This is a genomic window from Streptomyces sp. DS1-CR2 (assembly GCF_055760475.1).
In genome coordinates this window covers 7231442-7254399 of the sequence record NZ_CM147085.1, presented here as the reverse complement: position 1 = coordinate 7254399, position 22958 = coordinate 7231442, and the positions used below count along the sequence as shown (strand labels likewise).

Sequence of the window (22958 nt, the reverse complement as noted above, 5' to 3'; positions counted from 1 at the left end):
ACCCTTCTGCCGTCAAGGTCTCGCGCAAGGGAGACCATTGACACCCGCTCGTTGCTCATGACGCGCGGGCCGCTTGGCGTCGCGCTGCTCGCCGGAGGATGGGAACGGGGGGTGGTCCGGCTCACAGGGAAGGCGCGGGCAGTCTTGTCAGAGGGGCGCCAACTCGGGCTGAGCGGCGAGGAGATCGTAGGGATGACGCCGGGGGGGACCCCCGTAGACCCACCGGAAGGCGTCCCTTATCGCCGACTCTCCACTGTTTGTCGTTCGGTATATCGATCGACCTTCGAGTTTTCGGACCAATCCGCGCCCAGGACCTTGACCGGGCCCCCGAGGGCTTCTTCACTGACCAACGCCGACACCACCGCCACCCCCACGAGCTCTGCCCCCACGGGCTCCCCCCGCACCCCGAGGATCAGTACGTATGCCCCGTAACGGAACATCCCGTCTGCCCGCTGCCAACCTGTCGCGGCGGCACCTTCTCGTCGCCGGAGCGCTCACTCTGGGGGCCACGACGCTTGCCGCCCCGGCCCCCGCCCGTGCAGGGGACAAGAGCGCCGCCGCCTACGAGGGCTACCTCTTCGTCTACTTCACCGGTGAGGGCACCGCCGACGGTGAGCAGATCCGTTTCGCGCTCAGCCGCGGCGACGACCCGCTTCACTGGAGGGAGTTGAACGGCGGTGAGCCCGTGCTGACCTCCGCCCTCGGCGACAAGGGCGTACGCGATCCCTTCATCATCCGGTCGCCCGAAGGGGACACGTTCTTTCTCATCGCCACCGACCTGAAGGTCTACGGCGGGGCCGGCTGGGACTACGTCCAGCGGCACGGCTCCCGGTCGATCATGGTGTGGGAGTCGACGGACCTGGTGAACTGGTCCCAGGAGCGTTTGGTGCAGGTGTCTCCGGCGACGGCGGGCAACACCTGGGCGCCCGAGGCCTATTGGAGTGAGGAGGTCGGTGCGTACGTCGTCTTCTGGGCGTCGAAGCTGTACGCCGATGACGACACGGAGCACACCGGGGACACCTACAACCGGATGCTGTACGCGACGACCACGGACTTCGTGACGTTCAGCGAGGCCAAGGTGTGGAACGACCCCGGGTACTCGGTGATCGACTCGACGGTGATCGCGCACGACGGGACGTACTACCGGTTCACGAAGGACGAGCGGTCGGCGGAGCAGTCCTCGTGCGGGAAGTTCATCCTGGAGGAGAAGGCGACCGATCTGCTCGACACGGACTGGGACACCGTGTCCGAGTGCATCGGCAGCGGGGCCATGACGCAGGGCGAGGGGCCACTCGTCTTCAAGTCCAACACGGAGGAGAAGTGGTATCTGTTCGTCGATGACTACACCGCGAGCGGCTACATGCCCTTCGAGTCGACGGACCTGGCCGGCGGGGTGTGGACCAAGTCGGCCGAGTACCGGCTGCCCTCGGCCCCTCGGCACGGCACCGTGCTTCCGGTGACGAAGGACGAGTTCGACCGGGTCAACGCCAAGTGGGGCGTCGCCCCTGTCCTGGCCGACGCGGACGGGCTCGTCGCCCACTGGCCGCTGGACACCAGCGCCGACGACACCTCCGGGCACGGCTATCACGGCACCGCCACCGGGGACATCAGCTGGGCCGACGGGGCTCTCGTACTCGGCGGCGCGAGCGGGCACGTCAAGCTGCCCGACAACATGCTGTCCGGGGTGGACGCCGTCACCGTGGCCGCCGATGTGTGGGTGGACAGCGATCAGGCGACGCCCTACTTCCTCTACGGGTTCGGGAACACCGCCTCCGCCACCGGCCACGGCAACGGCTATCTCTTCGCGACCGGCGGCAGCACCAGCAGCGGGTTCCGGGCCGCCCTGTCCGACGGCAACTGGAGCAAGGAACAGGAGGCGAACGCCAACAGCGGCCTGGCGCACGGGCGTTGGACCAACGTCACGTACACCGTCGACGGGGACACCGCTCTGCTGTACCTCGACGGCGTTGTCGTCGCGCGCAACACCGCGATCACCCTCATGCCCTCGGACATCGGCGGCGGCCGCACCACGGCCAACTACCTCGGCCGATCGCAGTACACCTCCGACCACACCCTCAAGGGGCGGCTGCGGGACGTCCGGCTGTACAACCGGGCCCTGTCGGACGACGAGATCGCCGCGCTGCCCGCCAACGCGACCCGCGTCCGTGGCGTGGAAGTGAAGGGGCTCAAGGTTCCAGCCGTCATCGAGGGGGAGGGCGCCACCGTCGTCCTGCCGGTCGTGCCGGGGACTGACCGGCGGCGGCTGAGGCCCAAGTTCACGCTCGCGCCCGGTGCGCGGATCAGCCCGGCGAACGGGAAGCGGATGGATCTGCGCAAGCCGGTGACGTACACCGTCACCTCGGCGGCGGGCGCGCAGCGCGCGTGGAAGGTATCCGCGGTGGAGATGCGTACGCCGGTGCTGCCGGGACTCTACGCCGATCCCAACATCGTCGCGTTCGGCGGGACGTACTACATCTACGCGACCACCGACGGGTTCGCCGGCTGGAGCGGCACTACCTTCAGCGTCTGGTCGTCGCAGAACCTTGTCGACTGGAAGGACGAGGGCGTCATCCTGGATCTCGGGAAGGACGTGGGCTGGGCGGATGCGCGCGCCTGGGCGCCCACCATCGCCGAGAAGGACGGGAAGTATTTCTTCTACTACTGTGCCGAGGCGAAGATCGGTGTCGCGACCGCCGACTCACCCACCGGGCCGTTCACGGACTCCGGCAAGGTCCTGATCGCGGCCAACCCGGACGGCGCCGGGCAGCCCATCGACCCGGCCGCCTTCACTGACGAGGACGGGCAGGCGTATCTGTACTGGGGCAACGGTTCGGCGTGGGTGGTCCCGCTCAATGTCGACATGGTGTCCTTCGACTCGTCAAAGATTCAGCAGATCAAGGGACTTACGGACTTCCGCGAGGGCACATTCGTGGTCCGGCGGGGGGACGTGTACCACCTGACGTACTCGATCGACGACACCCGCAGCGAGGACTACCGCGTCGGGTATGCCACCGCCGACTCCCCGTACGGGCCGTTCACCTACCGCGGTGTGGTCCTGGAGAAGGACCCGGCCCAGGGCATTCTCGGCACAGGTCACAACTCCCTGCTCCAGGTGCCCGGGACCGACGACTGGTACATCGCCTACCACCGCTTCGCGATCCCCGACGGTGACGGCACGCACCGTGAGACGACCATCGACAAGGTGACGTTCGGGGCGGACGGGCTGATGCGCCCCGTCACGCCCACGCTGGAAGGAGTGCGGCCGCGGCGTATCCCGTAAAGCCGGCCCCGGCGCCCGCGCCCGAGTGGACGGTCGCCGGGGTGTGGGCTCATGCCTTGGATCGCAAGGGGTCGCCTGAGGTGCCCCCTTGCCGGTTGGCGCCCACCCCCGCTGTCCCCTGCTGATCATCGACGACCTGGGCGCTGCCAAGTACAGCGAATGGACCGAGGAGATCACGATGCGGCTCATCAACCGCCGCTACAACGCGATGCTCCCGAACCGCGCTGGGCCGTGACGGGCCGTTACATCCCCTTCGGCGAGCCGCGGCCAACCTCCGTGGGCACCGCGGTCGAGGGCCTTGAGCATGTGTACGACGCGCCGGGCCGCTTATCGGCATGGGCAGCGCCGACGTACACGTGCCGGACCAGTACCACCGGTCCGTCTGAGCCACGGCTGCGCACGGTGCGCCTCGCACGAAGACCCGCGCCGCTACTCCGCCCACAGGCTCCGGATGTGTCCGATGTGCCGGGTCATGACCGCGCGGACCGCCTCCTCGTCGCGGGCGAGCAGTGCGTCGAGGATCTCGAGATGTTCCTCGGCGGAGGCCTGCAGCTTCTCCTCCTCGACGAGCGAGGTGAGGCCGTACAGGCGGGAGCGTCGGCGCAGATCGCCGACGACCTGGACGAGGTGGGCGTTGCCCGCGAGGGCGAGCAGTTCGAGGTGGAAGCGCAGGTCCGCCTCGACGTACGTGATGAGGTCACCGGCGGCAGCGGCGGCGACGATCTCCTGGGCCACGGGGCGCAGTGCTTCCAGGGCGGCGGGGTCCGCGGTCGTGGCCAGCTCCACCGTGGTGGGGATCTCGATCAGCGCACGGATGTGGGTGTACTCGTCCAGCTGCTGGTCGGACACCACGGTGACCCGGAAGCCCTTGTTGGGCACCGTGTCGACCAGGCCCTCCTTGGCGAGGTCGAGCATGGCCTCGCGCACGGGCGTCGCGGAGACGCCGAAGCGGGCGGCGAGACCGGGCGCGGAGTAGACCTCGCCCGGCCGCAGCTCGCCGGCTATCAGCGCGGCGCGCAGCGCGTCGACGACACGTTCGCGGTAGCTGCTCCGCGTGCCCCCGAGGGTGGGCAGAGCGGGACCGGCGGTTCGGGCGCTGGTGCGCTGGGCGGCCATCGGGTTTCCTTCCATGCCAAGTCGCGAGCCACCAGTATCCAGGCAGCGGATGCGTGGCAGCGCGTGGTGAGGGGCGGTACGGGAGTGCCGGGCAGGGGTGGGGCGGATTCGGAGGGATCAGTGCTCTGCGGCCGCTTCCTGCTCTCCGGCCCGTGCGAGCACGCCCAGTGGTACCGGGCAGGCGAACGGCCGCTTCGCGGGCCGCTGTTCGCCTCCGGCGAGGGCCGCCACCGCCGGGCCGCACATTTTGCCCTGGCACCAGCCCATGCCTGCCCTGGTCAGCAGTTTCACGGTGCGTACATCGCCCGCGCCGAGCTCGTCCAGTGCCTCGCGGATCGCGGCCGCCGGCACTTCCTCGCAGCGGCAGACGACCGTGTCGTCAGTGATCTGCTCGGTCCAGTGCGCGGGCGGGGCGTACACGGAGTCGATGGTGGCGAAGAAGCGGCGCAGCCGGTCGCGGGTGCGGGCGGCTGCCGCCCAGCCGGCCGGGTCGGGTTCCGTCCCCCGTAGCCGGGCGGCCGCCGAACGTCCTGCGATGTGTCCCTCGGCGAGGGAGAGCGTCGAGCCTCCGATGCCGGTGCTCTCGCCCGCGGCCCAGACGCCGGGCACGTCGGTGCGCTGTCCCTCGTCGACCGAGACGCCTCCGTCGTCGACGCGGCAGCCGAGCGTCTCGGCGAGATCCGTGTGCGGGAGCAGGCCGTGGCCGACGGCGAGAGTGTCGCAGGGGATGCGCCGCTCGGTGCCCGGCCTGACCCGGCCGTCGGCGTCGAGCGCGGCGACGGTGACGGCCTCCAACCGGTCCGTCCAATGCGCCGCGATGACGGTGTGGTGCGCGCGGACCGGGATCCGGTGGGTCAGCAGCGCCGCCGCGTACTGTGCCGCCTCGGCCAGCTTGTCCGGGTGGGCGGCGAGCCGCGGCGCGCGCGAGGTGAATGTCTTCGGATCCCCCTGGTCGGTACGGACGCCGCGGACGGAGCCGTCGGCGGCGCTCAGTACGCCGGTGACGGTCCAGCCGGTGTGCAGTCGGGCGCCGGCCGCCCGTGCCGCGCGCACCAGGTGGGCGGCGGCCATGGACGGCATCACCTGCGCGTCCTGCGGATAGTGGACCGCGCCGGGGAGTTCTGGCGCCAAGTGTGGTTCGAGAGAACGGAGTTCATCGGGGTCGACGGATATCGCCTCGACCCCGGCGGCGCGCTGCTCGACCGCGAGTTCCTCCAGGGCGGCGAGCCCTTCGGGCGCGGTGGCCACGACGACGCCGCCCTTGCGCTCGTACTCGACGGCGTCGCCCATCCCCGGCTCGGCGGCCAGCTCGGCCCACAGCCGGACGGAGTGCAGGGCCAGTTCGAGCTCGGGCCCCGGTTCCTTGTCGGAGACCAGCAGGTTCCCCTCGCCGGCGCCGGTCGTGCCGCCGGCCACCGGGCCGCGGTCCACCAGGGCGACTCTCAGGCCGGCGCGGGCCGCGTACAAGGCGCATGCAGCGCCCGTCATCCCGGCCCCGACGACCACAACATCGCAGGTCAGTCGCTTAGTCACGGCAGTACTATGTCACACACCCCTGCCCCGTCAAAGGGATTCACAAAGTCGGACGGGCACCCACCGGCCGTGCGTGCCGCCGGAGTTCGCCGCCACGTAAATTCCACGGAACATCCATTGCCGTTCAACTCCCCCCGGCTCTAAGGTCGGCGCAGCACGCCAGTGCTATTGCACAGTGCAATGCCACATATCACTGGGGATTTCATGGCATCAGGGCAGGTCAGAACCGTGTCAGATGAGCCGACGGGAGCCGTACGGACGGATATGGGTGCTGTCTCGCCGCTTTCCTCCACCCGCATCACGGGCGGTCTGCTCCGGGAGTGGCAGGACCGGAACCGGCACGCGACGATCCCGCACACCGTCGAGCAACTGCGCGCCGCCGGCAACCTCGACAACCTGAGCCGACTCCTCAGCGCCGAACCTCCCGCCTACCGCGGCCGTTACCCGTTCCTCGACACCGATCTGTACAAGACGCTCGAAGGTCTGGCGTACGAGATCGGCGAGGGCGAAGGGGACGCCGGCGTACGGGAGTTCTTCGACGAGGTCGTCGGGCTCCTCGAACGGGTACAGGGCGAGGACGGCTACCTCAACTCCTTCTTCCAGGACCCGGAGGCTGCCAAGAAGCCCTGGCAGGACCTGGCTTGGGGGCACGAGCTCTACAACCTCGGCCATCTGATCCAGGCCGCCGTCGCGGCCCACCGCAGGATGGGCGACGCCCGACTCCTCGCCGTGGCCAGGAAGTTCGCCGACCTGGCCGTCCGGCGCTTCGGCGAAGAGGGCGAAGGGGGCAAGGAGGGCGTCTGCGGGCATCCCGAGGTGGAGATGGCCCTGGTCGAGCTGTACCGGGAGACCGGCGAGCGTGCCTATCTGACCCAGGCCCGCCTGTTCGTGGACCGCCGCGGGCACGGACACCTGCGGCACAGCGTCTTCCCGCCCGACTACTTCCAGGACCATCTGCCCTTCCGTGACCTCGCGACGGTCACCGGGCACGCGGTGCGCATGGGGTACCTGGCCGCCGGTGCGACCGACGTTTTTTTGGAGACGCAGGACCGAACCCTGTTCGAGACCCTGGACAAGCTCTGGGACGACATGGTCGCCACCAAGCTGTACCTCACGGGCGGGCTCGGCAGCCGGCACTCCGACGAGGCCATCGGTGACCGGTACGAGCTGCCGTCCGAGCGCGCGTACACCGAGACCTGCGCCGCCATCGCTGTCATGCAGTGGGCCTGGCGCATGTTCGTGGCCACGGGCAGCGCGAAGTACCTCGACGTCTTCGAGCGCGTGCTCTTCAACGCCTACGCCGTGGGGCTCTCGGCCGACGGACAGGCCTTCTTCTACGACAACCCGCTCCAGCGGCGCCCCGACCACGAGCAGCGCAGCGGCGCCGAGACCGGCGGCGAGGCGCTGCGCCGCTCCTGGTTCGGCTGCCCCTGCTGCCCGCCCAACATCGTCCGGTGGATGGCACAGCTCGGCGACTACGTGGCCGCCGAGCGCCCGGACGAACTGGTCATCGCCCTGTTCACCGAGGGCCGCATCGAGACGGACGCCGTCGCGGTGAGCGTGGAGACGGCGTATCCGTGGGACGGCGACGTGCGCCTCACCGTCGAACGCGCGCCCTGCCGCCGGTATGCGATCCGCCTGCGCATCCCCGCGTGGGCCCGGGACGTCACGCTGGACGGCGAGCCGGTCACGGCCGAGGACGGATGGCTGACCGTCGAGCGGGAGTGGTCGGCGGGAGACACGCTGCGCCTGCACCTGCCGATGCCGGTACGCGGCCACGCCTCGCACCCCTACCTGGACGCGACCCGGGGCGCCGTCGCCGTCGCCCGCGGGCCGCTCGTCTACTGCGTCGAGCAGCAGGACTCCCCCGCCCCGGTCGACGATCTCGTCCTCCCGGTCGACCGTCTGGCCGACGCCGAACTCGCGGCGTTGCCCGACGGCCTGCCCAGACAGGTCGCCGTGCGTCTGACGGCGGATGTCGCGCCAGTGCCGTCGGCCGAGCTCTATCCGGAGATCACCGGCGAGCCCGTCGCCGCCGATCCGGCCGGGACCGCTCAGGTGACCCTCGTCCCCTACTTCCTGTGGGGCAACCGCAGGCCCGAGGCCATGCGCGTCTGGGTTCGGGCCCAGTGAGCACTTCCCCCGACGTCATCGAAACGTACCGATCCAAGGAGCGCACCATGAGGAGAACCACGGCTGCCATCGGCGCCGCGCTTGCCTGCACGCTGCTCGCATCCTGCTCCGGGGAGGGCGGCCAGTCGGCCGCCGACGCCGACGGTGGCGCATCGAAGGGCCCGGCCACGGGCGGCACCGTCCATGTCCTGGCCAACGCCGACTTCTCCCACCTGGACCCGAGCGCCGGGTGGGACGGCGGCGTCAACAACTTCTACCGGCTCATCTACCGCGGCCTGACCACGTTCGGCGCCGGTACCGGCGCCAAGGGCGTGAAGGTCCACGCGGACCTGGCGACCGACCTCGGTACCCCGTCCGACAACGCGAAGACCTGGAAGTTCACCCTCAAGGACGGTCTGAAGTTCGAGGACGGCACGCCGATCGACAGCGAGGCCGTGAAGTTCGGCATCGAGCGCGCCTGGGACCCCGACGGCGTGGGCTCGCCCTACCCGAAGGAGCTCATCAAGGCGCCGGCCGGCTACAAGGGCCCGTACAAGTCCGGTGACCTCGACTCGATCGAGACGCCCGACGCCAAGACCGTCGTCTTCCATCTGAAGAAGTCTTTCCCCGACTTCCCCAGCGCGCTGACCATGCCCAACTTCACGCCGTTCCCGAAGGGCACGGGCGCGAAGCACGCGTTCGACACCAAGCCGATCTCCTCCGGCCCGTACAAGGTGGCGAGCTACAAGCACGGCGCGTCGCTCAAGCTGACCCGCAACCCGAAGTGGAAGCGGTCGACCGACAAGATCCGCGCGGCCAAGCCGGACGCCTTCGAGTGGACCTTCGGCCTTGACGCCGCGACCATGGACGAGCGCATGCTCGCCGGGCAGGGCAAGGACGTCGACGCCATCACCCCCAGCATCCAGGCCTCGACGCTGTCGCGGATCAAGACGCCGGAGCTGAAGTCGCGCACACTCTCCGGGTACGGCGGCTGCACCACGTACATGGGGATGAACACGACCAAGAAGTACCTCAAGGACGTGCGGGTTCGTCAGGCCATCGAGTACGCGATCGACAAGAAGACGGTCGTCGCCGCGCTCGGCGGCAAGCAGCTTGCCACCGCGGGGACCGCGATCCAGCCGCCGACCATGCTCGGCCGCAGCGAGTACGACCCCTACCCACGCAACGTGGCGAAGGCGAAGAAGCTGCTCGCCGAGGCGGGGGTGTCGAAGGGGTTCAGCCTCACCCTGGACAACCGGCCGGACGCCAAGTCGACGGCGGAGGCGGTCGCGATCCAGGAGGCCCTCAAGCCGCTGGGCATCAAGATAGAGATCAACAACATTGACACCTCGACGTACTACGAGGTGATCGGCACCACGGCCAAGCAGCACGACCTCGCCATCACCGGCTGGTGCCCCGACTGGGCGTCGGGCGCGACCTTCCTGCCGCCGCTGTTCGACGGCCGCCGGATCACCCCCACCGCGAACGCCAACCTGGCGCAGATCGACAACAAGGCGATCAACAAGCGCATCGACGAGATCGCGGCCATGCAGGACGTGGATGCCGCCAACAAGGCGTACGGCGAGCTGGACAAGCAGATCATGGCCCAGGCGCCGATCGTCTCCCTGGCCTACGAGAAGGTCACCATGATCCCCGGCTCCAACATCGCGGGCGCCTACCAGAGCGCGGCGTTCAGCGGCGGCATCGACCTCGTCTCGGTCGGCCTCAAGGACGCGGGGAAGTAGGCCACAGATGACGACTGCCATCGTTCCCGACGCGCAGGCCGGTCCATCAGCGACCGCGCCCGGTGCGCCCCCGACGGCGAGCCGGCGGATCATGGGGGTCCTGCTCCACGACCGCGGCGCCATGCTCAGCGCCGGGTTCATCGCCCTGATGGTGCTGATGGCGATCTGCGCGCCGCTCATCAGCGCCGTCACGGGCCACGGCCCGACGTCGTTCGACACCGGGGCCATCGACGTCAACTCCGGCGGCCTGCCCAAGGGGTCGTTCGGCGGTGTCAGCGCCGACCACGTCTTCGGCGTCGAGCCGCAGAACGGCCGTGACCTCCTGGCGCGGATCGCGTACGGCGCGCGCGTCTCGTTCAGCATCGCCATCTCGGCGACCGTGCTCACCACACTGCTCGGGGTGGTGATCGGCATGGTCGCCGGCTTCTACGGCGGCTGGGTCGACCAGGTGATCTCCCGGGTCATGGACTTCCTCATGGCCTTCCCGGCCCTGATCTTCATGATCGCGATCCTGTCGTCGCTGCCCACGGGCAACAAGTCGGTGCTGCTGGTCGCCGTGATCAGCTTCTTCGGCTGGCCCTATCTCGCCCGGGTGGTGCGCGGCCAGACGCTGACCCTGCTGGGCCGCGACTTCGTCGAGGCCGCCCGCGCCTCGGGCGCCTCGAAGCGCGCCCTGGTGTTCAAGGAGATCCTGCCCAACCTGCGCAGCTCGCTGATCGTGATGACCACCCTCGCCGTGCCCGGCTATATCGGCACCGAGGCCGGGCTGTCCTTCCTGGGCGTGGGCGTCAGCCCGCCGACCGCCTCCTGGGGCCAGATGATCTCCAGCTCGGTGCACTGGTACGCCGTGGACCCCCTGTACTTCGTGATCCCCGGCCTGTTCCTCTTCCTGACCGTGCTGTCCCTTACCGTGCTCGGCGACCGAGTCCGGGCCGCCACCGATGCGGGGGAGGCCGCCTGATGGCCCGCTATCTCGCCGGCCGGCTCGCCGGCCTCGTACTGATCCTCTTTCTGATCTGCCTGTTCACCTATCTCATCTTCTTCGAGCTGTCGCCGGATCCCGCGCTGATGATCTGCGGGAAGACCTGCACGCCGGACCGGGTCTCGCAGATCCGGGATGCCCTCGGCATCAACGAGCCGTTTCTCACCCAGTTCTGGCACTTCGTGACCGGCATCGTCGCCGGGCGGGACTACGGATCCGGGAATGACCTCGTGCACTGCGCGGCGCCCTGCCTCGGGTACTCGTTCCAGACCAGCCAGCCGGTCACGGGGATGATCATCGAGCGGCTGCCGGCCACCGCCACCCTCGCGGTCGGCGCGGCCGCGCTCTGGCTGCTCGTCGGCATCGCCGCGGGCCTGCTCAGCGCGGTCAAGGAGGGCACCTGGTGGGACAAGGTCGCCATGAACCTCACCCTGGGCGGCGCGAGCGTCCCCAACTTCGTGCTCGCGCTGGCGCTGCAGTACCTGCTGGTGGTCAAGTTGAAGCTGCTGCCGTTCCCGTCGGCCGTGGCGTTCTCGGACAATCCGGGGCTGTGGTTCGACTCGTACCTCATGCCGTGGATCGTGCTCGCCACCGGCGCCGCTTGTCTGTACGCCCGGCTGACGCGGGCGAACGTCATCGACACGCTGGCCGAGAACTTCATGCGGACCGCTCGGTCCAAGGGCCTCTCGCCCCTGCTGACGATGCGCCGGCACGCGCTGCGCCCCGCGCTCACCCCGGTCGTCACGATCTTCGGGATGGACTTCGCGAGCCTGCTCGGCGGCGCGCTCATCACCGAGTCCGTCTACGGCCTCAACGGTGTCGGCAAGCTGGCCGCCGACTCGATCGAGAAGAACGACCAGCCGGTGATCATGGCGGTCACGCTGCTCGCGGCCTTCCTCGTGGTCATGGGCAACGTCGTGGTCGACCTCCTCTACACCGCCCTCGACCCGCGAGTGAGGATCCGATGAGCGAGCTGCTTGCGGTGGAGAACCTCACCGTGACCCTGCCGACCACGCGCGGTCCTGTGGACGTCGTCAAGGACGTGTCGTTCACGGTCGGGCACAACGAGACCGTCGGCATCGTCGGCGAGTCCGGCTCGGGCAAGTCGATGACCAGCCTGGCCATCATGGGCCTGCTGCCGCGCGGGGCGGTGACGAAGGGCAGCGTCACGCTGGACGGCGTCGAGCTCCTCGGCCGTACGGACCGGGAGATGCGCAAGATCCGGGGCGAGCAGGCTGCCATGATCTTCCAGGACCCGCTGTCCTCGCTGAACCCGTACTACACCGTCGGCCTGCAGATCGAGGAGATGTACCGGGCTCACCGGGACGCCTCGCGAGCGGAGGCCAGGCAGGTCGCCATCGAGGCGCTGGAGCGGGTCGGCATCCCGGAGCCCGGCACCCGGGTGGGCCACTACCCGCACCGGTTCTCCGGCGGGCAGCGGCAGCGCATCATGATCGCGATGGCGCTGGTCTGCTCGCCCGCGCTGCTCATCGCCGACGAGCCGACCACGGCCCTGGACGTCACCGTCCAGGCCCAGATCCTGCGCCTGCTCGCCGGCCTGCAGGACACGACCCGTACCGGGATGGTCTTCATCACCCACGACCTCGCCGTGATCAGCTCGATCGCGGACCGGGTGCTGGTGATGTGCCAGGGCGAGCAGGTCGAGTACGGGAGTGCCGAGCGGATCTTCTCGGCGCCCGAGCACGCGTACACGCGCAAGCTGCTCGACAGCATCCCGCGGATCGACGACGCCCTGCCCGAGGAAAACCTTCCCGCCGACGAGGTGATCGCATGAGTGAGGTACTGCTCAGCGCCCGCGACCTGATCAAGCGGTTCACGACCCGCGGTCTCTACGGCCGCAAGAGCGAGTTCACGGCCGTGGACGGCGTCAGCTTCGACGTGCGGCTCGGCGAGACCCTCGCGCTGGTCGGCGAGTCCGGCAGCGGCAAGTCCACCAGCGCGCGGATGGCCGCCAAGCTGATGGAACCGAGCGCGGGCACCCTGGAGTTCGAAGGCGAGGACATCACCCACGCCACGCGTGCGCAGCTCGCCCGCTACCGCGCCGATGTGCAGGTCGTCTTCCAGGACCCGTTCTCGTCGCTCAACCCGCGGCACACCGTCGAGCGCATCCTCATGGCGCCGCTCGACTACCAGGGCATCGCGCCCAAGGGCGGCCGGCGGGCCCACACCCGTGAGCTCATGGAGCGGGTCGGCCTCAACCCCGACCACGCGCTGCGCTATCCGGCGCAGTTCTCCGGCGGGCAGGCGCAGCGCATCGGCATCGCCCGCGCGCTCGCGGTCAACCCGAAGCTGGTGATCTGCGACGAGGCCGTCTCCGCGCTGGACGTGTCGGTGCAGGCGCAGATCCTGGAGCTGCTGATGCGGCTGCAGCGGGAGAGCGGATTCTCGTACATCTTCATCGCCCACGACCTCGCCGTGGTCCGGCGGATCGCGCAGCGGGTGGCGGTGATGAGCGCGGGGAAGATCGTCGAACAGGGGCCGTGCGACCGGGTCTTCGACGCCCCGCAGGACCCGTACACGCAGACGCTGCTGGCGGCGATACCCCGGATCAATCCGGAGTGGGAGCGCAAGCGGAAGGCGGCCACCGCATGACCGTCGAATACACGATCCCCGGCATGCGGGTGCGCGAGCACCTGGTCGACGTGCCGCTCGACTGGTCGGACCCGTCCCGGGGCACGATCCAGCTCTTCGTCCGCGACCTCGCCGCCCCCACCCGGGCCGGCGAGGACCTGCCCTGCCTCGTCTATCTGCAGGGCGGCCCCGGCGGCAAGGGACCGCGCCCTGTGGACCGCGGCGGCTGGCTCGGCAAGGCGCTGAAGACACACCGGGTGGTCCTGGTCGACCAGCGCGGCACGGGCCGCAGCAGCCGGGTCGACGGGCGCCGGATGAGCGCGTTCGCGTCCGCCCGCGAGGGTGCGGACTTCCTGGCCTGCTTCCGGGCCGACGCGATCGTGGCGGACCACGAGCACGTACGGAAGACCCTGTACGGGGGCCGGCGTTGGACGACGCTCGGCCAGTCGTACGGGGGCTTCCTGACCCTGACGTATCTGTCGCGGGTCCCCGAGGGGCTCAGCGCCTGCTACGTCACCGGCGGGCTGCCCGGCCTCGACCCGTCGGCCGCCGAGGTCTACCGGCGTACGTATCCGCGGGTGGCGGCGAAGAACGAGCTGTTCTACCGGCGTTACCCGCACCAGGTCGAGAGCGTCGGCCGGATCGCCGACCGGCTGGCCGCGGGGGACGTGCGGCTGCCGGACGGGGATGTGCTGACCGTGCGGCGGCTGCAGTCGCTCGGCATCGACTTCGGCATGAAGCCGGGCCACGAGCGGATGCACTGGCTGCTCGACGAGGCGTTCAGCGGCGACGAGCTCTCGGCGGCGTTCCTGCACCAGGTGCTGGCCCGCACGTCGTACAGCGACAACCCGCTGTTCGCCGCGCTCCAGGAGAGCATCTACGGGCACGGCGCCGGGGCCACCGGATGGGCGGCGCAGGCCGAGCTGGCCCGGCATCCGGGGTTCGCCGAGGATGCCCGGCCGCTTCTGTTCACCGGCGAGATGATCTATCCCTGGATGTTCGCGGAGATCGCCGGACTGCGGCCGTTCCAAGGGGCGGTGGAACTGCTGGCCGAGCGCACGGAGTGGCCGCCGCTGTACGACCTCGACCGGCTGGCCGCCAACGAGGTCCCCCTCGCCGCCGCCGTCTACTACGACGACATGTACGTGGACGCCGGCCTGCAGCTGGACACGGCCGCCAGGGTCGGCAACGTGCAGACCTGGGTCACCAACGAGTACGAACACGACGGCATCCGCGACGGGCGGGTCCTCACCCGCCTCCACGAGCTGGTGCGCGACGCAGGAGGAGAGATCACCGATGCGTGAGGGCAGGCCCCCGAAGCTGACCGAAATCCCGGCATTCAACACCTACATGGGCACGGGCTGGGGCACGCCCGACCGCACCGCGCCCGTCGTCCCCGGCGCCCCGGAAGCGGCCGCCGAGCATCGGGCCCGGCTCGCCGAGGCCCTGCCCGGCAGAACCGTCGTGCTGGCCGCCGGCGAGGCGCCGGTGCGCAGCAACGACACAGCGTACGACTTCCGCCCGGACAGCGACTTCTACTGGGTGACGGGCTGCGCCGTCGAGAACGCGGTCGTGGTGCTCCGGTCCGGCGACGCCACTCTCTACATACCGCCGCCCGCCTACCCCGGCGAGCAGGGATTCTGGCGCGACGCCCGGTACGGCGAGCTGTGGGTGGGGGCCGCGCCCGGTTTCGACGACTGGTCCAAGGCGCTGGGCATCGACGTCCGTCCCCTGGCCGATCTCACCGAGCAGGTGACCGTCGACGAGGAGGTCGGCCGCACGCTGGCCGAGCTTCGCATGTTCAAGGACCCTTGGGAGATCGGGCAGTTGAGGCGGGCGGTGGACAGCACCGTCGAGGGCTTCGCCGCGGTCGTCCGGGAGATACCCGCCGCGATCGAGGGCCCCGGGGAGCGCTGGCTGCAGGGCACCTTCGACCGCTACGCCCGCGCGTACGGCAACGGCCCCGGCTACGCGTCGATCGTCGGCAGTGGCCGGCACGCCCCGACGCTGCACTGGGTGCGCTGCGACGGCCCGGTCCTGCCCGACGAACTGCTCCTGCTCGACATGGGCGTCGAGGTCCACAGCCACTACACCGCCGACGTCACCCGCACGTTCCCCGCCTCGGGACGGTTCTCCACCGCCCAGCGGCAGGTGCACGACCTGGTGGAGAAGGCGCACCGCGCCGGTCTCGCCGCGGTCGGCCCCGGCCGCCGGTTCTCCGACTTCCACCACGCCTGCATGGAGGTGATCGCGCACGGCCTCGCCGACTGGGGACTGCTGCCGGTCTCCGTCGACGAGGCGCTGTCCGACACCGGCCAGCACCACCGCCGCTACCTGGTGTGCGGCATCGGTCACCACCTCGGCCTCGACGTCCACGACTGCGCGCGTGCCGCCGACGAGGCCTACCTGGGCGCCGACATGGCCCCCGGGATGGTGCTCACGGTCGAGCCCGGCCTGTACTTCCACGCGCACGACCTCACCGTTCCGCCGGAGTTGCGCGGCATCGGCGTACGGATCGAGGACGACATCCTGGTCACCCCGCAAGGCTCCGAAGTGCTGTCCGCTGCACTGCCGTTGGACGCCTCGGGCCTGGAGAAATGGATGACGGCAGCCGGGTCGACGTCCTGAACCGGACCGCCCATCGGCGCCCGCACCCGCCACGCCCCCGCACCTTCACGTTTCACAAGGAGACATCAGCATGTTCAGTCCCGCCACGCCCTGGCACGGCGTCCATGTCGCGACGGCGCTCCCCTTCCATGACGATCTCTCGGTCGACTACGACGCGTTCGGCGAGCACGTGCGGTTCCTCGCCGCGGGCGGCTGCGACGGGGTGGCGCCCAACGGTTCACTCGGCGAGTACCAGACGCTGACCGCCGAAGAGCGGGCCCGCGTCGTGGAGACCGCGGTCGAGGCGGCGCCCGACGGGTTCGGCGTCATGCCGGGGGTAGCCGCATACGGCTCGATGGAGGCGTGCCGCTGGGCCGAACAGGCCGCCGAGGCCGGCGCCACGTCGCTCCTGCTGTTGCCGCCGAACACCTTCCGTGCCGAGCCGCAGGCGGTCGTCGCGCACTACCGCGAGGTCGCCAAGGTGGGCCTGCCGGTCGTCGCGTACAACAACCCGTTCGACACCAAGGTCGACCTGACGCCCGAGCTGCTCGCCGAGCTGTACCACGAGGGCACGATCGTCGGCGTCAAGGAGTTCAGCGGTGACGTCCGACGGGCATACCAGATCAGCGAGTTGGCGGCGGGCCTCGATCTGCTGATCGGCGCCGACGACGTGCTCGTCGAGCTGGGTCTCGCGGGGGCCACCGGCTGGATCGCCGGGTATCCGAACATGGTTCCCGAGTCCACGGTCGAGCTCTACCGCCTGGCCACGTCCGGCGACCCCGCCGACCTGGCCAGGGCGCTGCCGATGTACCGAGATCTGCATCCGTTGCTGCGCTGGGACTCGAAGGTCGAGTTCGTCCAGTCGATCAAGCTGTCGATGGACATCGCGGGCCTCAAGGGCGGCCCGTGCCGTCCGCCGCGCCTTCCGCTCGCCCCGGAGCTGGTGGAACGCATCACCGCCGACACCGAGGCCGTCCTCTCCAAGGGGTACAAGTGAGGTCCCGTCGTACGCTCCATGCCGTCGACTCGCACACCGAGGGCATGCCCACGCGGGTGATCGTCGGCGGGGTAGGGACGATCCCCGGTGCGACCATGGCCGAGCGCCGGCTCCACTTCATGGAGCACAGCGACGACATACGCACCCTTCTGATGTACGAGCCGCGCGGCCACAGCGCGATGAGCGGCGCGATCCTGCAGCCGCCGACCCGCCCCGACGCCGACTACGGCGTGCTGTTCATCGAGGTGTCCGGGCTGCTGCCGATGTGCGGCCACGGCACGATCGGCGTCGCGACCGTCCTCGTCGAGACGGGGATGGTGCCCGTCGTCGAACCGGTCACGACGATCCGGCTCGACACCCCCGCCGGGCTCGTCGTCGCGTCGGTGGCGGTGGAGGGCGGCGCGGCGACGGCGGTGACGATCGAGAACGTGCCGTCGTTCGCCCACGCCCTCGACCAGAAGGCGGAGGTGCCCGGCTTCGGCGAGGTGGGTTACGACCTGGCCTTCGGCGGCAACTTCTACGCAATCGTCGAACTCGCCGACCTGGGGCTGCCGTTCGACCGCTCCCGGGCGCAGGATCTGCTCGCCGCGGGACTGTCAATCATGGACGCGGTGAACGAACGCGCCCGGCCGGTGCACCCGGAACGGGACGACATCAACGGCTGCCATCACGTCTATCTGAAGGCGCCCGGCTCGACCGCCGAACTGTCCCGGCACGCCATGGCCATCCATCCCGGCTGGTTCGACCGCTCCCCCTGCGGCACGGGGACCAGCGCGCGGATGGCGCAGCTGCACGCGCGCGGGGAGCTGGGCCTCGGCGACGAGTTCGTGAACGAGTCGTTCATCGGGACGCGGTTCACGGGCCGGTTGCTCGGCGAGACGACGGTCGGGACGCGCCCCGCGGTGCTGCCGTCCATCACGGGCCGAGCCTGGGTCACCGGGACCTCGCAGTTCCATCTCGACCCGACCGACCCATTCCCCGCGGGTTTTCTGCTCTGACCCGTGCAGGCCACGCGCCCGGCGTCACTTCACCTGCGCGAACTCTTCTGTCAGGGTGTGCCCCTGAGTGATCTCTTCACCCTGCACCGATCTCTTGCCGAGGAGCCGCGATGAGCCGCCGCGCGTCCAAGCAACGTGCCGCCACCCTGTCCGCCCTGGTCTGCCTGCTGGCCCTGACCGCCGCCGCGCCGGCCGCGCCCACAGCGGCGAACCGGCCCGCGAAGAAGCAGCAGGGGAGCCTGCTGGACGCCGTGCCGAAGTCGGGGGTGCTGCGCGTGTGCACCACGGGCGACTACCGGCCGTTCACGTACAAGGACCCGAAGGACGGTTCGTACAGCGGCATCGACATCGACATGGCCCAGGACCTCGCGAAGAGCCTGGACGCCAAGGCCCGCTTCGTGGACACCACGTGGGCGAACCTGACGACGGACCTGTCGGACGGGAAGTGCGACATCGGCGTCGGCGGCGTCTCGATCACCCTGCCCCGCGCCCGCCAGGTGTACTTCAGCGAGCCGACCCGCGAGGATGGCAAGACGCCGATCGTGCGCTGCGCGAACAAGAACAAGTACCAGACGCTCAAGGACATCGACCAGGCCGGGACGACGGTGATCGTCAACCCGGGTGGCACGAACGAGCAGTTCGCCCGCGCCAACATCAAGCAGGCCACCATCAAGGTCCACCCGGACAACACCACGATCTTCGACGAGATCGTGGCGGGCCGGGCGGACGTGATGATGACCGATGCGAGCGAGACGCTCTACCAGTCCAAGCTCCACCCCGAGCTGTGCTCGATCCACCCCGACAAGCCGTTCACGTTCGCGGAGAAGGCGTATGCGACGCCGCGCGGCGACCGGGACTTCCAGGAGTACGTGACCCAGTTCGTGCATCTGGCGACGCACGACGGGACGTACGCCAAGCACGAGGCAGAGTGGATGGGTTGAGCCGCCGCTAGAGGAGGACCGGCGTGAGTTCGGGGCCGTCCGTCCCGGCCTCGTAGGCGTCCTCGTCGAACGGGTACAACGGGCGCTCCACCCGGTGGTGGCACCGGCATCCGGTTCCCGGACGCCGACCAGGTCCGCGACTCCCTCGCCTCGGCCGCCCGCAGGCACCTCGGGGTGGACGCGGCCCGGATGTCCGAGCAGCTCTTCGGCCACGAGCAGTACGCCAACATGCTGCTCGTCGGAGTCGCCTGGCAGCTCGGCCGACTCCCGGTGGGCGAGGCGTCCCTGGAAAAGGCCATCGCGCTCAACGGCGCCGCGGCTCGGACCAACATCCAGGCGTTCCGGCGCGGGCGCCAGCTGGTCTGCGACCCCGCGGCGATCGAGGGGCCGCATGCACCTGATACCTTTCGCCACCGTGGCGAACCGCGTAGGAGGAACCTTGGTCCTGTTCGCCGCTTCCGCCCTGACCCCCCTACTCAAATGACGCGCCCTCACTCGACACAGACCGCCGTCAACCGCGAGACCAGGACCGACGTCCACCCGGACCTCGTCGTCGTTCGCCACCCCAGTCGCCATCTGATGCTCGACCTGTTCGTACCGGCCGAGTCGGGCTGAATGTCTCCACACGCCGTGATCCGAGCTCCGGAATCAGGTGGTTCCGCGCGAGGTGTTCGTACTCGTACGCCGTGCCGTACGAGAGTCGTCGTTGTCGGCCCATGTAGTCGCCGATGAAGTCCTCGAACCGCATCTGATCGTAGTGACGGACGAGTTCGGCCTTGGACGCCGGCGTGCTGGACTTCCGTGCGTACAGCTCGACGAGCCGTTCCTTGGCTGCGTCCTGTGTACGGAAGCCGGTGTCCTCCCGCTGCTTGCCGGCCGCGTCGCGGTAGCGGATGAAGTACGGGTGCTGGCAGCGGGTGGGCTGGGCACCTGCACGGCTTGGCGAAGGTGCCCATGCCACGGGCGAGCTGCTTGGGGATGGAAGGCAACGTACTGACCTCGGGCTCTTGCTGACCTTTTGCTGACTCAGCGCCCGTGATTTTGGTTCGGATCCCCGGCCGCACCAAACGACACGGTCGGTCGACCGGAGCGGACCGAGTGACGGCGATGTGTCGACTCCGTCAAACCCCATGTGAGCAGGGACTTTCCGGGGATAGCGTCAGGATCATGACAGAGACCCTCAAGGCCACCACCCGGCCCGCTCACCCATTCCGCCAGCTCCTCGCCGCCTCCGTCGGCAACGCCGTCGAGTGGTACGACTGGTACGCCTACACCTTCCTGGCCACGTACATCGCGGGCCAGGTGTTCCCCAAAGGCTCGGGCAACTCCCTCGTACCGCTGCTCTCCACGTTCGCGGTGTTCGCCGTCGGGTTCTTCATGCGGCCGGTCGGCGGCCTCCTCATGGGAGCGGTCGCCGACCGGCACGGCCGCCGGGCCGCGCTGACCGTGACCATCCTGCTGATGGGCGGCAGCAGCCTGCTCGTCGGACTCACCCCGACGTACGCGGCCGCGGGCGTCCTCGCGCCCGTGGTGCTCGTCCTCGCGCGGCTGCTCCAAGGGCTGTCCGTCGGGGGCGAGTTCGCGGCCTCGACCACCTTCCTCGTGGAGTCGGCGGGCCCGGGGCGGCGCGGACTGTTCTCGTCCTTCCAGTACGTGTCCACGTCCGCCGGACAGCTCGCGGCGTCCGGTGTCGCGGCGGCGCTGGTGAGCACGCTCGGCGACGGGCAGATGGACGGCTGGGGCTGGCGCGTGCCGTTCGTACTCGGCGCGCTCCTCAGCCTGGTCGGCTTCTGGATCCGGCGCGGCGCGCAGGAGACGCGCAGCGCCGAGCAGCGTGCGGCCGAGCGGCCGGGCCTCTTCGACGCGCTGCGCCATCACCCGCGCGAGTCCCTCCTGATCTGCGGCATCACCGCGGGCGGCACGCTCGCCTACTACACGTGGACGTCCTATCTGCCCACGTACGCGGAGCTGAACGCGGGCATCGACAAGGCGGACGCTCTCGTCGCGGGGACCATCGCGCTGGCCTTCTTCGCCCTGCTCCAGCCGGTCGGCGGAATGCTCTCGGACCGGTTCGGGCGCAAGCCGCTGCTCCTCTTCTTCGGCCTGGGCTTCGCGCTGCTCAGCGTGCCGCTGCTGCGCTCGCTCGGCAGCTCGTTCGCCTCGCTGCTCCTGGTGCAGTGCGCGGGGATGGTGCTGCTCACCGGCTTCACGTCGATCTCGGCCGCGGTCAACGCCGAGGTGTTCCCCGCGCGGGTGCGCGCGGCGGGCATCGGGTTCCCGTACTCGCTCACCGTCGCCGTCTTCGGCGGGACGGCTCCCTATGTCGGCACGCTGTTCAAGGAGACCGGGCACGCGGGGCTCTTCCCCTGGTACGTCGCCGTGCTCTGCCTCGTGTCGTCCGTGGTGTATCTGCGGCTGCCGGAGAGCGCGCACAACGAGCTCGACCGCTGAGGTGCGTTGCGCAGGTGCAACCACGGTTGCGCTGGTCGCCGCGAACCAGAAGTCGGGGTCCGTGACCGTCTTCCACGTCGACCACTGCGGCGGCGGGCTCACCCCGGCGGAGGGTCCCGCGTTCGCCGCACCGATCGCCGTCTGCGCGCTGCCTCGGTAGCGCGTGGTCCGGTAGTCGCGCGGACGGCCGTGAGCGGGCCCATGCGCGGCCGGCCGCACTCAGGACCCGGCGCTCCACGGGTGGGCGGGCGGATTCCGGGGCCCGCGGACCGGCCGTCAGGTCACCGCATGATCCCGGTGAGCGCGTCCCCTTCCTTTACGCACTCCCACGCGCCGTCGCAACACGCCTGCCAGGACCGGGCGTCGGGCCCGAGCAGCACGACGCGCTGGCCGGCGGCCGCGGGCGTCAGCAGGGACAGGCGCAGTCCCGCGGTCTCGACGACCAGGCCGGTGGCGGTCCGGCCCGCTCCCGCCGCCGGGCCGTCCGGCAGCCGCGTGGCCTCGGGCAGGGCCTCGGCGACCTCGGCCGCCGGGTAGCCGAAGAGGTCTATGTCCTCCCAGGCGACCGGCGTCGCCGGGGCGGGGACCGTGGTGGTGACATCGAGCCGGGACAGCCGGTCCGCCGCGCCGGGGCCGCCGCCCCGAAAGCCGAGCGTGACACCGTCGAACTCCGCCTCGAAGGCCCAGTCCGGTTCGTGGAGGAGCCCACTGAGCCAGGCGTCGTGCGCATGCCGCAGCTCCGGGTACTGCTCGCGCGTCAGTGTCATGCACTGCCGCCTGCGCGTGATCGCGCCCTCGGTGAGTTTGGAGAGCACCTCGTCGGGCGTCATCCCGAACCGCACCGCACCCGCACCACCGGGCAGCGTCACGCCTGTGTCCTGCGACAACTCCAGCATCGCCCCATTGTTCACGCCGCGGCCCGGGAGACAACCCCCCTGCGCTCCCGCGCACCCCTCCAGCAAACCTGCACACCGAATGCGCAGTCCGGTCACGGTGTGCCGTGAATGCGCACAACCCTCAAATGTGGGTCCGTCCAAAAATGCGGGAGTGTCCATTTTGCAGAAATTCATGGAGCCCGCTCGGAAATTCGGACCTGTGGATCCTGTGAAGGGTCTGCTCCCACGACGTGAACACGCCTGCACGCGGCGGTAATTACGTGCCCACACAGCCTCTGACCGGGGACCTTCCGATTGGATGTGCGAGGCGTCCGCGTGCTTTGATCCTCCGCACTGCGGGAGTTACGCAAGTGATTCACGCATTCTGGTAATTACCAATGAGAAGGGCAGCTCATCATGAACTCCACCCCCCAGGTTCAGACCCTTGAGATCTCCGACGCCGACCTCGACAACGTGTCGGGCGGCCTCGTGGGCGGCCTCGCCGCCAACCTGACCGGCACCGCCGACTCGATCGCCCCGGTCTCCGGCACCGTCGCCGGCCTGACGGGCACCGTCGAGGGCCTGACCGGCGTCAACACCGCCGCCGTCACCGGCCTGGCCTCCGGCCTGACCGCTGGTCTCTGAGCCACGGCTCTGCCAGGGCCCCGGAACCTCCCCCCGGTTCCGGGGCCCTTGGGCACTCCCGGCGCCTCGCCGGGCCGGAAGACA

The 22958-nt window shown here is 69.9% G+C and carries 18 protein-coding genes and 2 pseudogenes; 17 read left to right on the top strand and 3 right to left on the bottom strand.

Annotated elements, in window-relative coordinates; translation table 11 throughout:
• Positions 1-421 precede the first annotated feature (421 nt).
• The 3 genes and pseudogenes from ACY0PA_RS34080 to ACY0PA_RS34070 form a co-directional block, all read left to right on the top strand.
• Positions 422-3280: a family 43 glycosylhydrolase gene (locus tag ACY0PA_RS34080; protein WP_473081291.1), complete on the top strand. Its 2859-nt coding sequence runs from the start codon at positions 422-424 to the stop codon at positions 3278-3280.
• A gap of 109 nt (positions 3281-3389) precedes the next feature.
• Positions 3390-3497: pseudogene (locus ACY0PA_RS34075) on the top strand (ATP-binding protein); the annotation flags it as partial.
• A pseudogene (locus ACY0PA_RS34070) lies at positions 3491-3611 on the top strand (DUF1684 domain-containing protein); the annotation flags it as partial. The pseudogenes ACY0PA_RS34075 and ACY0PA_RS34070, both read left to right, overlap by 7 nt.
• Before the next feature lie 98 nt (positions 3612-3709).
• On the opposite strand, the gene ACY0PA_RS34065 reads toward ACY0PA_RS34070, so the two are convergent.
• Together ACY0PA_RS34065 and ACY0PA_RS34060 are read right to left on the bottom strand one after the other, a co-directional pair.
• Entirely contained in the window at positions 3710-4396 is a 687-nt protein-coding gene (locus ACY0PA_RS34065) for a GntR family transcriptional regulator (RefSeq protein WP_473081290.1), read from the bottom strand.
• A 117-nt stretch (positions 4397-4513) separates the two neighbouring features.
• A complete protein-coding gene (locus ACY0PA_RS34060) occupies positions 4514-5929 on the bottom strand; it encodes an FAD-dependent oxidoreductase (protein ID WP_473081289.1) in 1416 nt (471 codons plus the stop codon).
• Between the two features lie 264 nt (positions 5930-6193).
• On the opposite strand from ACY0PA_RS34060, the gene ACY0PA_RS34055 reads away from it, so the two are divergent.
• The 13 genes from ACY0PA_RS34055 to ACY0PA_RS33995 all read left to right on the top strand — a co-directional run bounded on the left by ACY0PA_RS34055 (position 6194) and on the right by ACY0PA_RS33995 (position 21354).
• The gene (locus tag ACY0PA_RS34055) at positions 6194-8062 is read left to right on the top strand and encodes a glycoside hydrolase family 127 protein (RefSeq protein WP_473081288.1); all 1869 of its coding nucleotides are present in this window, start codon (positions 6194-6196) and stop codon (positions 8060-8062) included.
• Between the two features lie 47 nt (positions 8063-8109).
• A complete protein-coding gene (locus tag ACY0PA_RS34050; RefSeq protein ID WP_473081287.1) occupies positions 8110-9786 on the top strand; it encodes an ABC transporter substrate-binding protein in 1677 nt (558 codons plus the stop codon).
• 7 nt (positions 9787-9793) lie between these two features.
• Entirely contained in the window at positions 9794-10747 is a 954-nt protein-coding gene (locus tag ACY0PA_RS34045; RefSeq protein ID WP_473081286.1) for an ABC transporter permease, read from the top strand.
• Positions 10747-11736: an ABC transporter permease gene (locus ACY0PA_RS34040; RefSeq protein ID WP_326777369.1), complete on the top strand. Its 990-nt coding sequence runs from the start codon at positions 10747-10749 to the stop codon at positions 11734-11736. The genes ACY0PA_RS34045 and ACY0PA_RS34040 overlap by 1 nt, the downstream gene beginning before the upstream one ends.
• Positions 11733-12563: an ABC transporter ATP-binding protein gene (locus ACY0PA_RS34035; RefSeq protein ID WP_473081285.1), complete on the top strand. Its 831-nt coding sequence runs from the start codon at positions 11733-11735 to the stop codon at positions 12561-12563. Before ACY0PA_RS34040 ends, ACY0PA_RS34035 begins: the two co-directional genes overlap by 4 nt.
• A complete protein-coding gene (locus ACY0PA_RS34030) occupies positions 12560-13381 on the top strand; it encodes an ABC transporter ATP-binding protein (protein WP_473081284.1) in 822 nt (273 codons plus the stop codon). The genes ACY0PA_RS34035 and ACY0PA_RS34030 overlap by 4 nt, the downstream gene beginning before the upstream one ends.
• Complete coding sequence (locus ACY0PA_RS34025; RefSeq protein WP_473081283.1) at positions 13378-14664, top strand: alpha/beta fold hydrolase; 1287 nt, start codon at positions 13378-13380, stop codon at positions 14662-14664. The genes ACY0PA_RS34030 and ACY0PA_RS34025 overlap by 4 nt, the downstream gene beginning before the upstream one ends.
• Positions 14657-15988: an aminopeptidase P family protein gene (locus tag ACY0PA_RS34020; protein ID WP_473081282.1), complete on the top strand. Its 1332-nt coding sequence runs from the start codon at positions 14657-14659 to the stop codon at positions 15986-15988. Before ACY0PA_RS34025 ends, ACY0PA_RS34020 begins: the two co-directional genes overlap by 8 nt.
• 70 nt (positions 15989-16058) lie before the next feature.
• On the top strand, positions 16059-16964 hold the full coding sequence (locus ACY0PA_RS34015) for a dihydrodipicolinate synthase family protein (protein WP_473081281.1): 906 nt from the start codon (positions 16059-16061) through the stop codon (positions 16962-16964).
• Entirely contained in the window at positions 16961-17962 is a 1002-nt protein-coding gene (locus ACY0PA_RS34010; RefSeq protein ID WP_473081280.1) for a proline racemase family protein, read from the top strand. Before ACY0PA_RS34015 ends, ACY0PA_RS34010 begins: the two co-directional genes overlap by 4 nt.
• A gap of 110 nt (positions 17963-18072) precedes the next feature.
• Positions 18073-18903, top strand: coding sequence for a transporter substrate-binding domain-containing protein (locus ACY0PA_RS34005; protein ID WP_473081279.1), 831 nt, complete (start codon positions 18073-18075; stop codon positions 18901-18903).
• Between the two features lie 108 nt (positions 18904-19011).
• A complete protein-coding gene (locus ACY0PA_RS34000) occupies positions 19012-19518 on the top strand; it encodes a 2-oxoacid:acceptor oxidoreductase family protein (RefSeq protein WP_473086517.1) in 507 nt (168 codons plus the stop codon).
• A gap of 552 nt (positions 19519-20070) precedes the next feature.
• Complete coding sequence (locus ACY0PA_RS33995; protein ID WP_473081278.1) at positions 20071-21354, top strand: MFS transporter; 1284 nt, start codon at positions 20071-20073, stop codon at positions 21352-21354.
• Positions 21355-21635: 281 nt separating this feature from the next.
• Here the strand turns inward: ACY0PA_RS33995 and ACY0PA_RS33990 are convergent, their stop codons facing one another.
• A complete protein-coding gene (locus ACY0PA_RS33990; protein WP_473081277.1) occupies positions 21636-22250 on the bottom strand; it encodes a hypothetical protein in 615 nt (204 codons plus the stop codon).
• A gap of 396 nt (positions 22251-22646) precedes the next feature.
• Between ACY0PA_RS33990 and ACY0PA_RS33985 the strand changes: the two genes are divergently transcribed.
• A complete protein-coding gene (locus ACY0PA_RS33985; RefSeq protein ID WP_454396382.1) occupies positions 22647-22874 on the top strand; it encodes a type A2 lantipeptide in 228 nt (75 codons plus the stop codon).
• Positions 22875-22958: the final 84 nt, after the last annotated feature.

Bases quoted from the DNA above. Each gene is read 5' to 3' on its own strand.
- ACY0PA_RS33995 (WP_473081278.1), top strand. From the start codon at position 20,071: ATGACAGAGACCCTCAAGGCCACCACCCGGCCCGCTCACCCATTCCGC.
- ACY0PA_RS34030 (WP_473081284.1), top strand. From the start codon at position 12,560: ATGAGTGAGGTACTGCTCAGCGCCCGCGACCTGATCAAGCGGTTCACG.
- ACY0PA_RS33985 (WP_454396382.1), top strand. From the start codon at position 22,647: ATGAACTCCACCCCCCAGGTTCAGACCCTTGAGATCTCCGACGCCGAC.
- ACY0PA_RS34045 (WP_473081286.1), top strand. From the start codon at position 9,794: ATGACGACTGCCATCGTTCCCGACGCGCAGGCCGGTCCATCAGCGACC.
- ACY0PA_RS34080 (WP_473081291.1), top strand. From the start codon at position 422: ATGCCCCGTAACGGAACATCCCGTCTGCCCGCTGCCAACCTGTCGCGG.
- ACY0PA_RS34040 (WP_326777369.1), top strand. From the start codon at position 10,747: ATGGCCCGCTATCTCGCCGGCCGGCTCGCCGGCCTCGTACTGATCCTC.
- ACY0PA_RS34055 (WP_473081288.1), top strand. From the start codon at position 6,194: ATGGGTGCTGTCTCGCCGCTTTCCTCCACCCGCATCACGGGCGGTCTG.
- ACY0PA_RS34025 (WP_473081283.1), top strand. From the start codon at position 13,378: ATGACCGTCGAATACACGATCCCCGGCATGCGGGTGCGCGAGCACCTG.
- ACY0PA_RS34050 (WP_473081287.1), top strand. From the start codon at position 8,110: ATGAGGAGAACCACGGCTGCCATCGGCGCCGCGCTTGCCTGCACGCTG.
- ACY0PA_RS34020 (WP_473081282.1), top strand. From the start codon at position 14,657: ATGCGTGAGGGCAGGCCCCCGAAGCTGACCGAAATCCCGGCATTCAAC.
- ACY0PA_RS34015 (WP_473081281.1), top strand. From the start codon at position 16,059: ATGTTCAGTCCCGCCACGCCCTGGCACGGCGTCCATGTCGCGACGGCG.
- ACY0PA_RS34035 (WP_473081285.1), top strand. From the start codon at position 11,733: ATGAGCGAGCTGCTTGCGGTGGAGAACCTCACCGTGACCCTGCCGACC.
- ACY0PA_RS33990 (WP_473081277.1), bottom strand. From the start codon at position 22,250: ATGCTGGAGTTGTCGCAGGACACAGGCGTGACGCTGCCCGGTGGTGCG.
- ACY0PA_RS34005 (WP_473081279.1), top strand. From the start codon at position 18,073: ATGAGCCGCCGCGCGTCCAAGCAACGTGCCGCCACCCTGTCCGCCCTG.
- ACY0PA_RS34065 (WP_473081290.1), bottom strand. From the start codon at position 4,396: ATGGCCGCCCAGCGCACCAGCGCCCGAACCGCCGGTCCCGCTCTGCCC.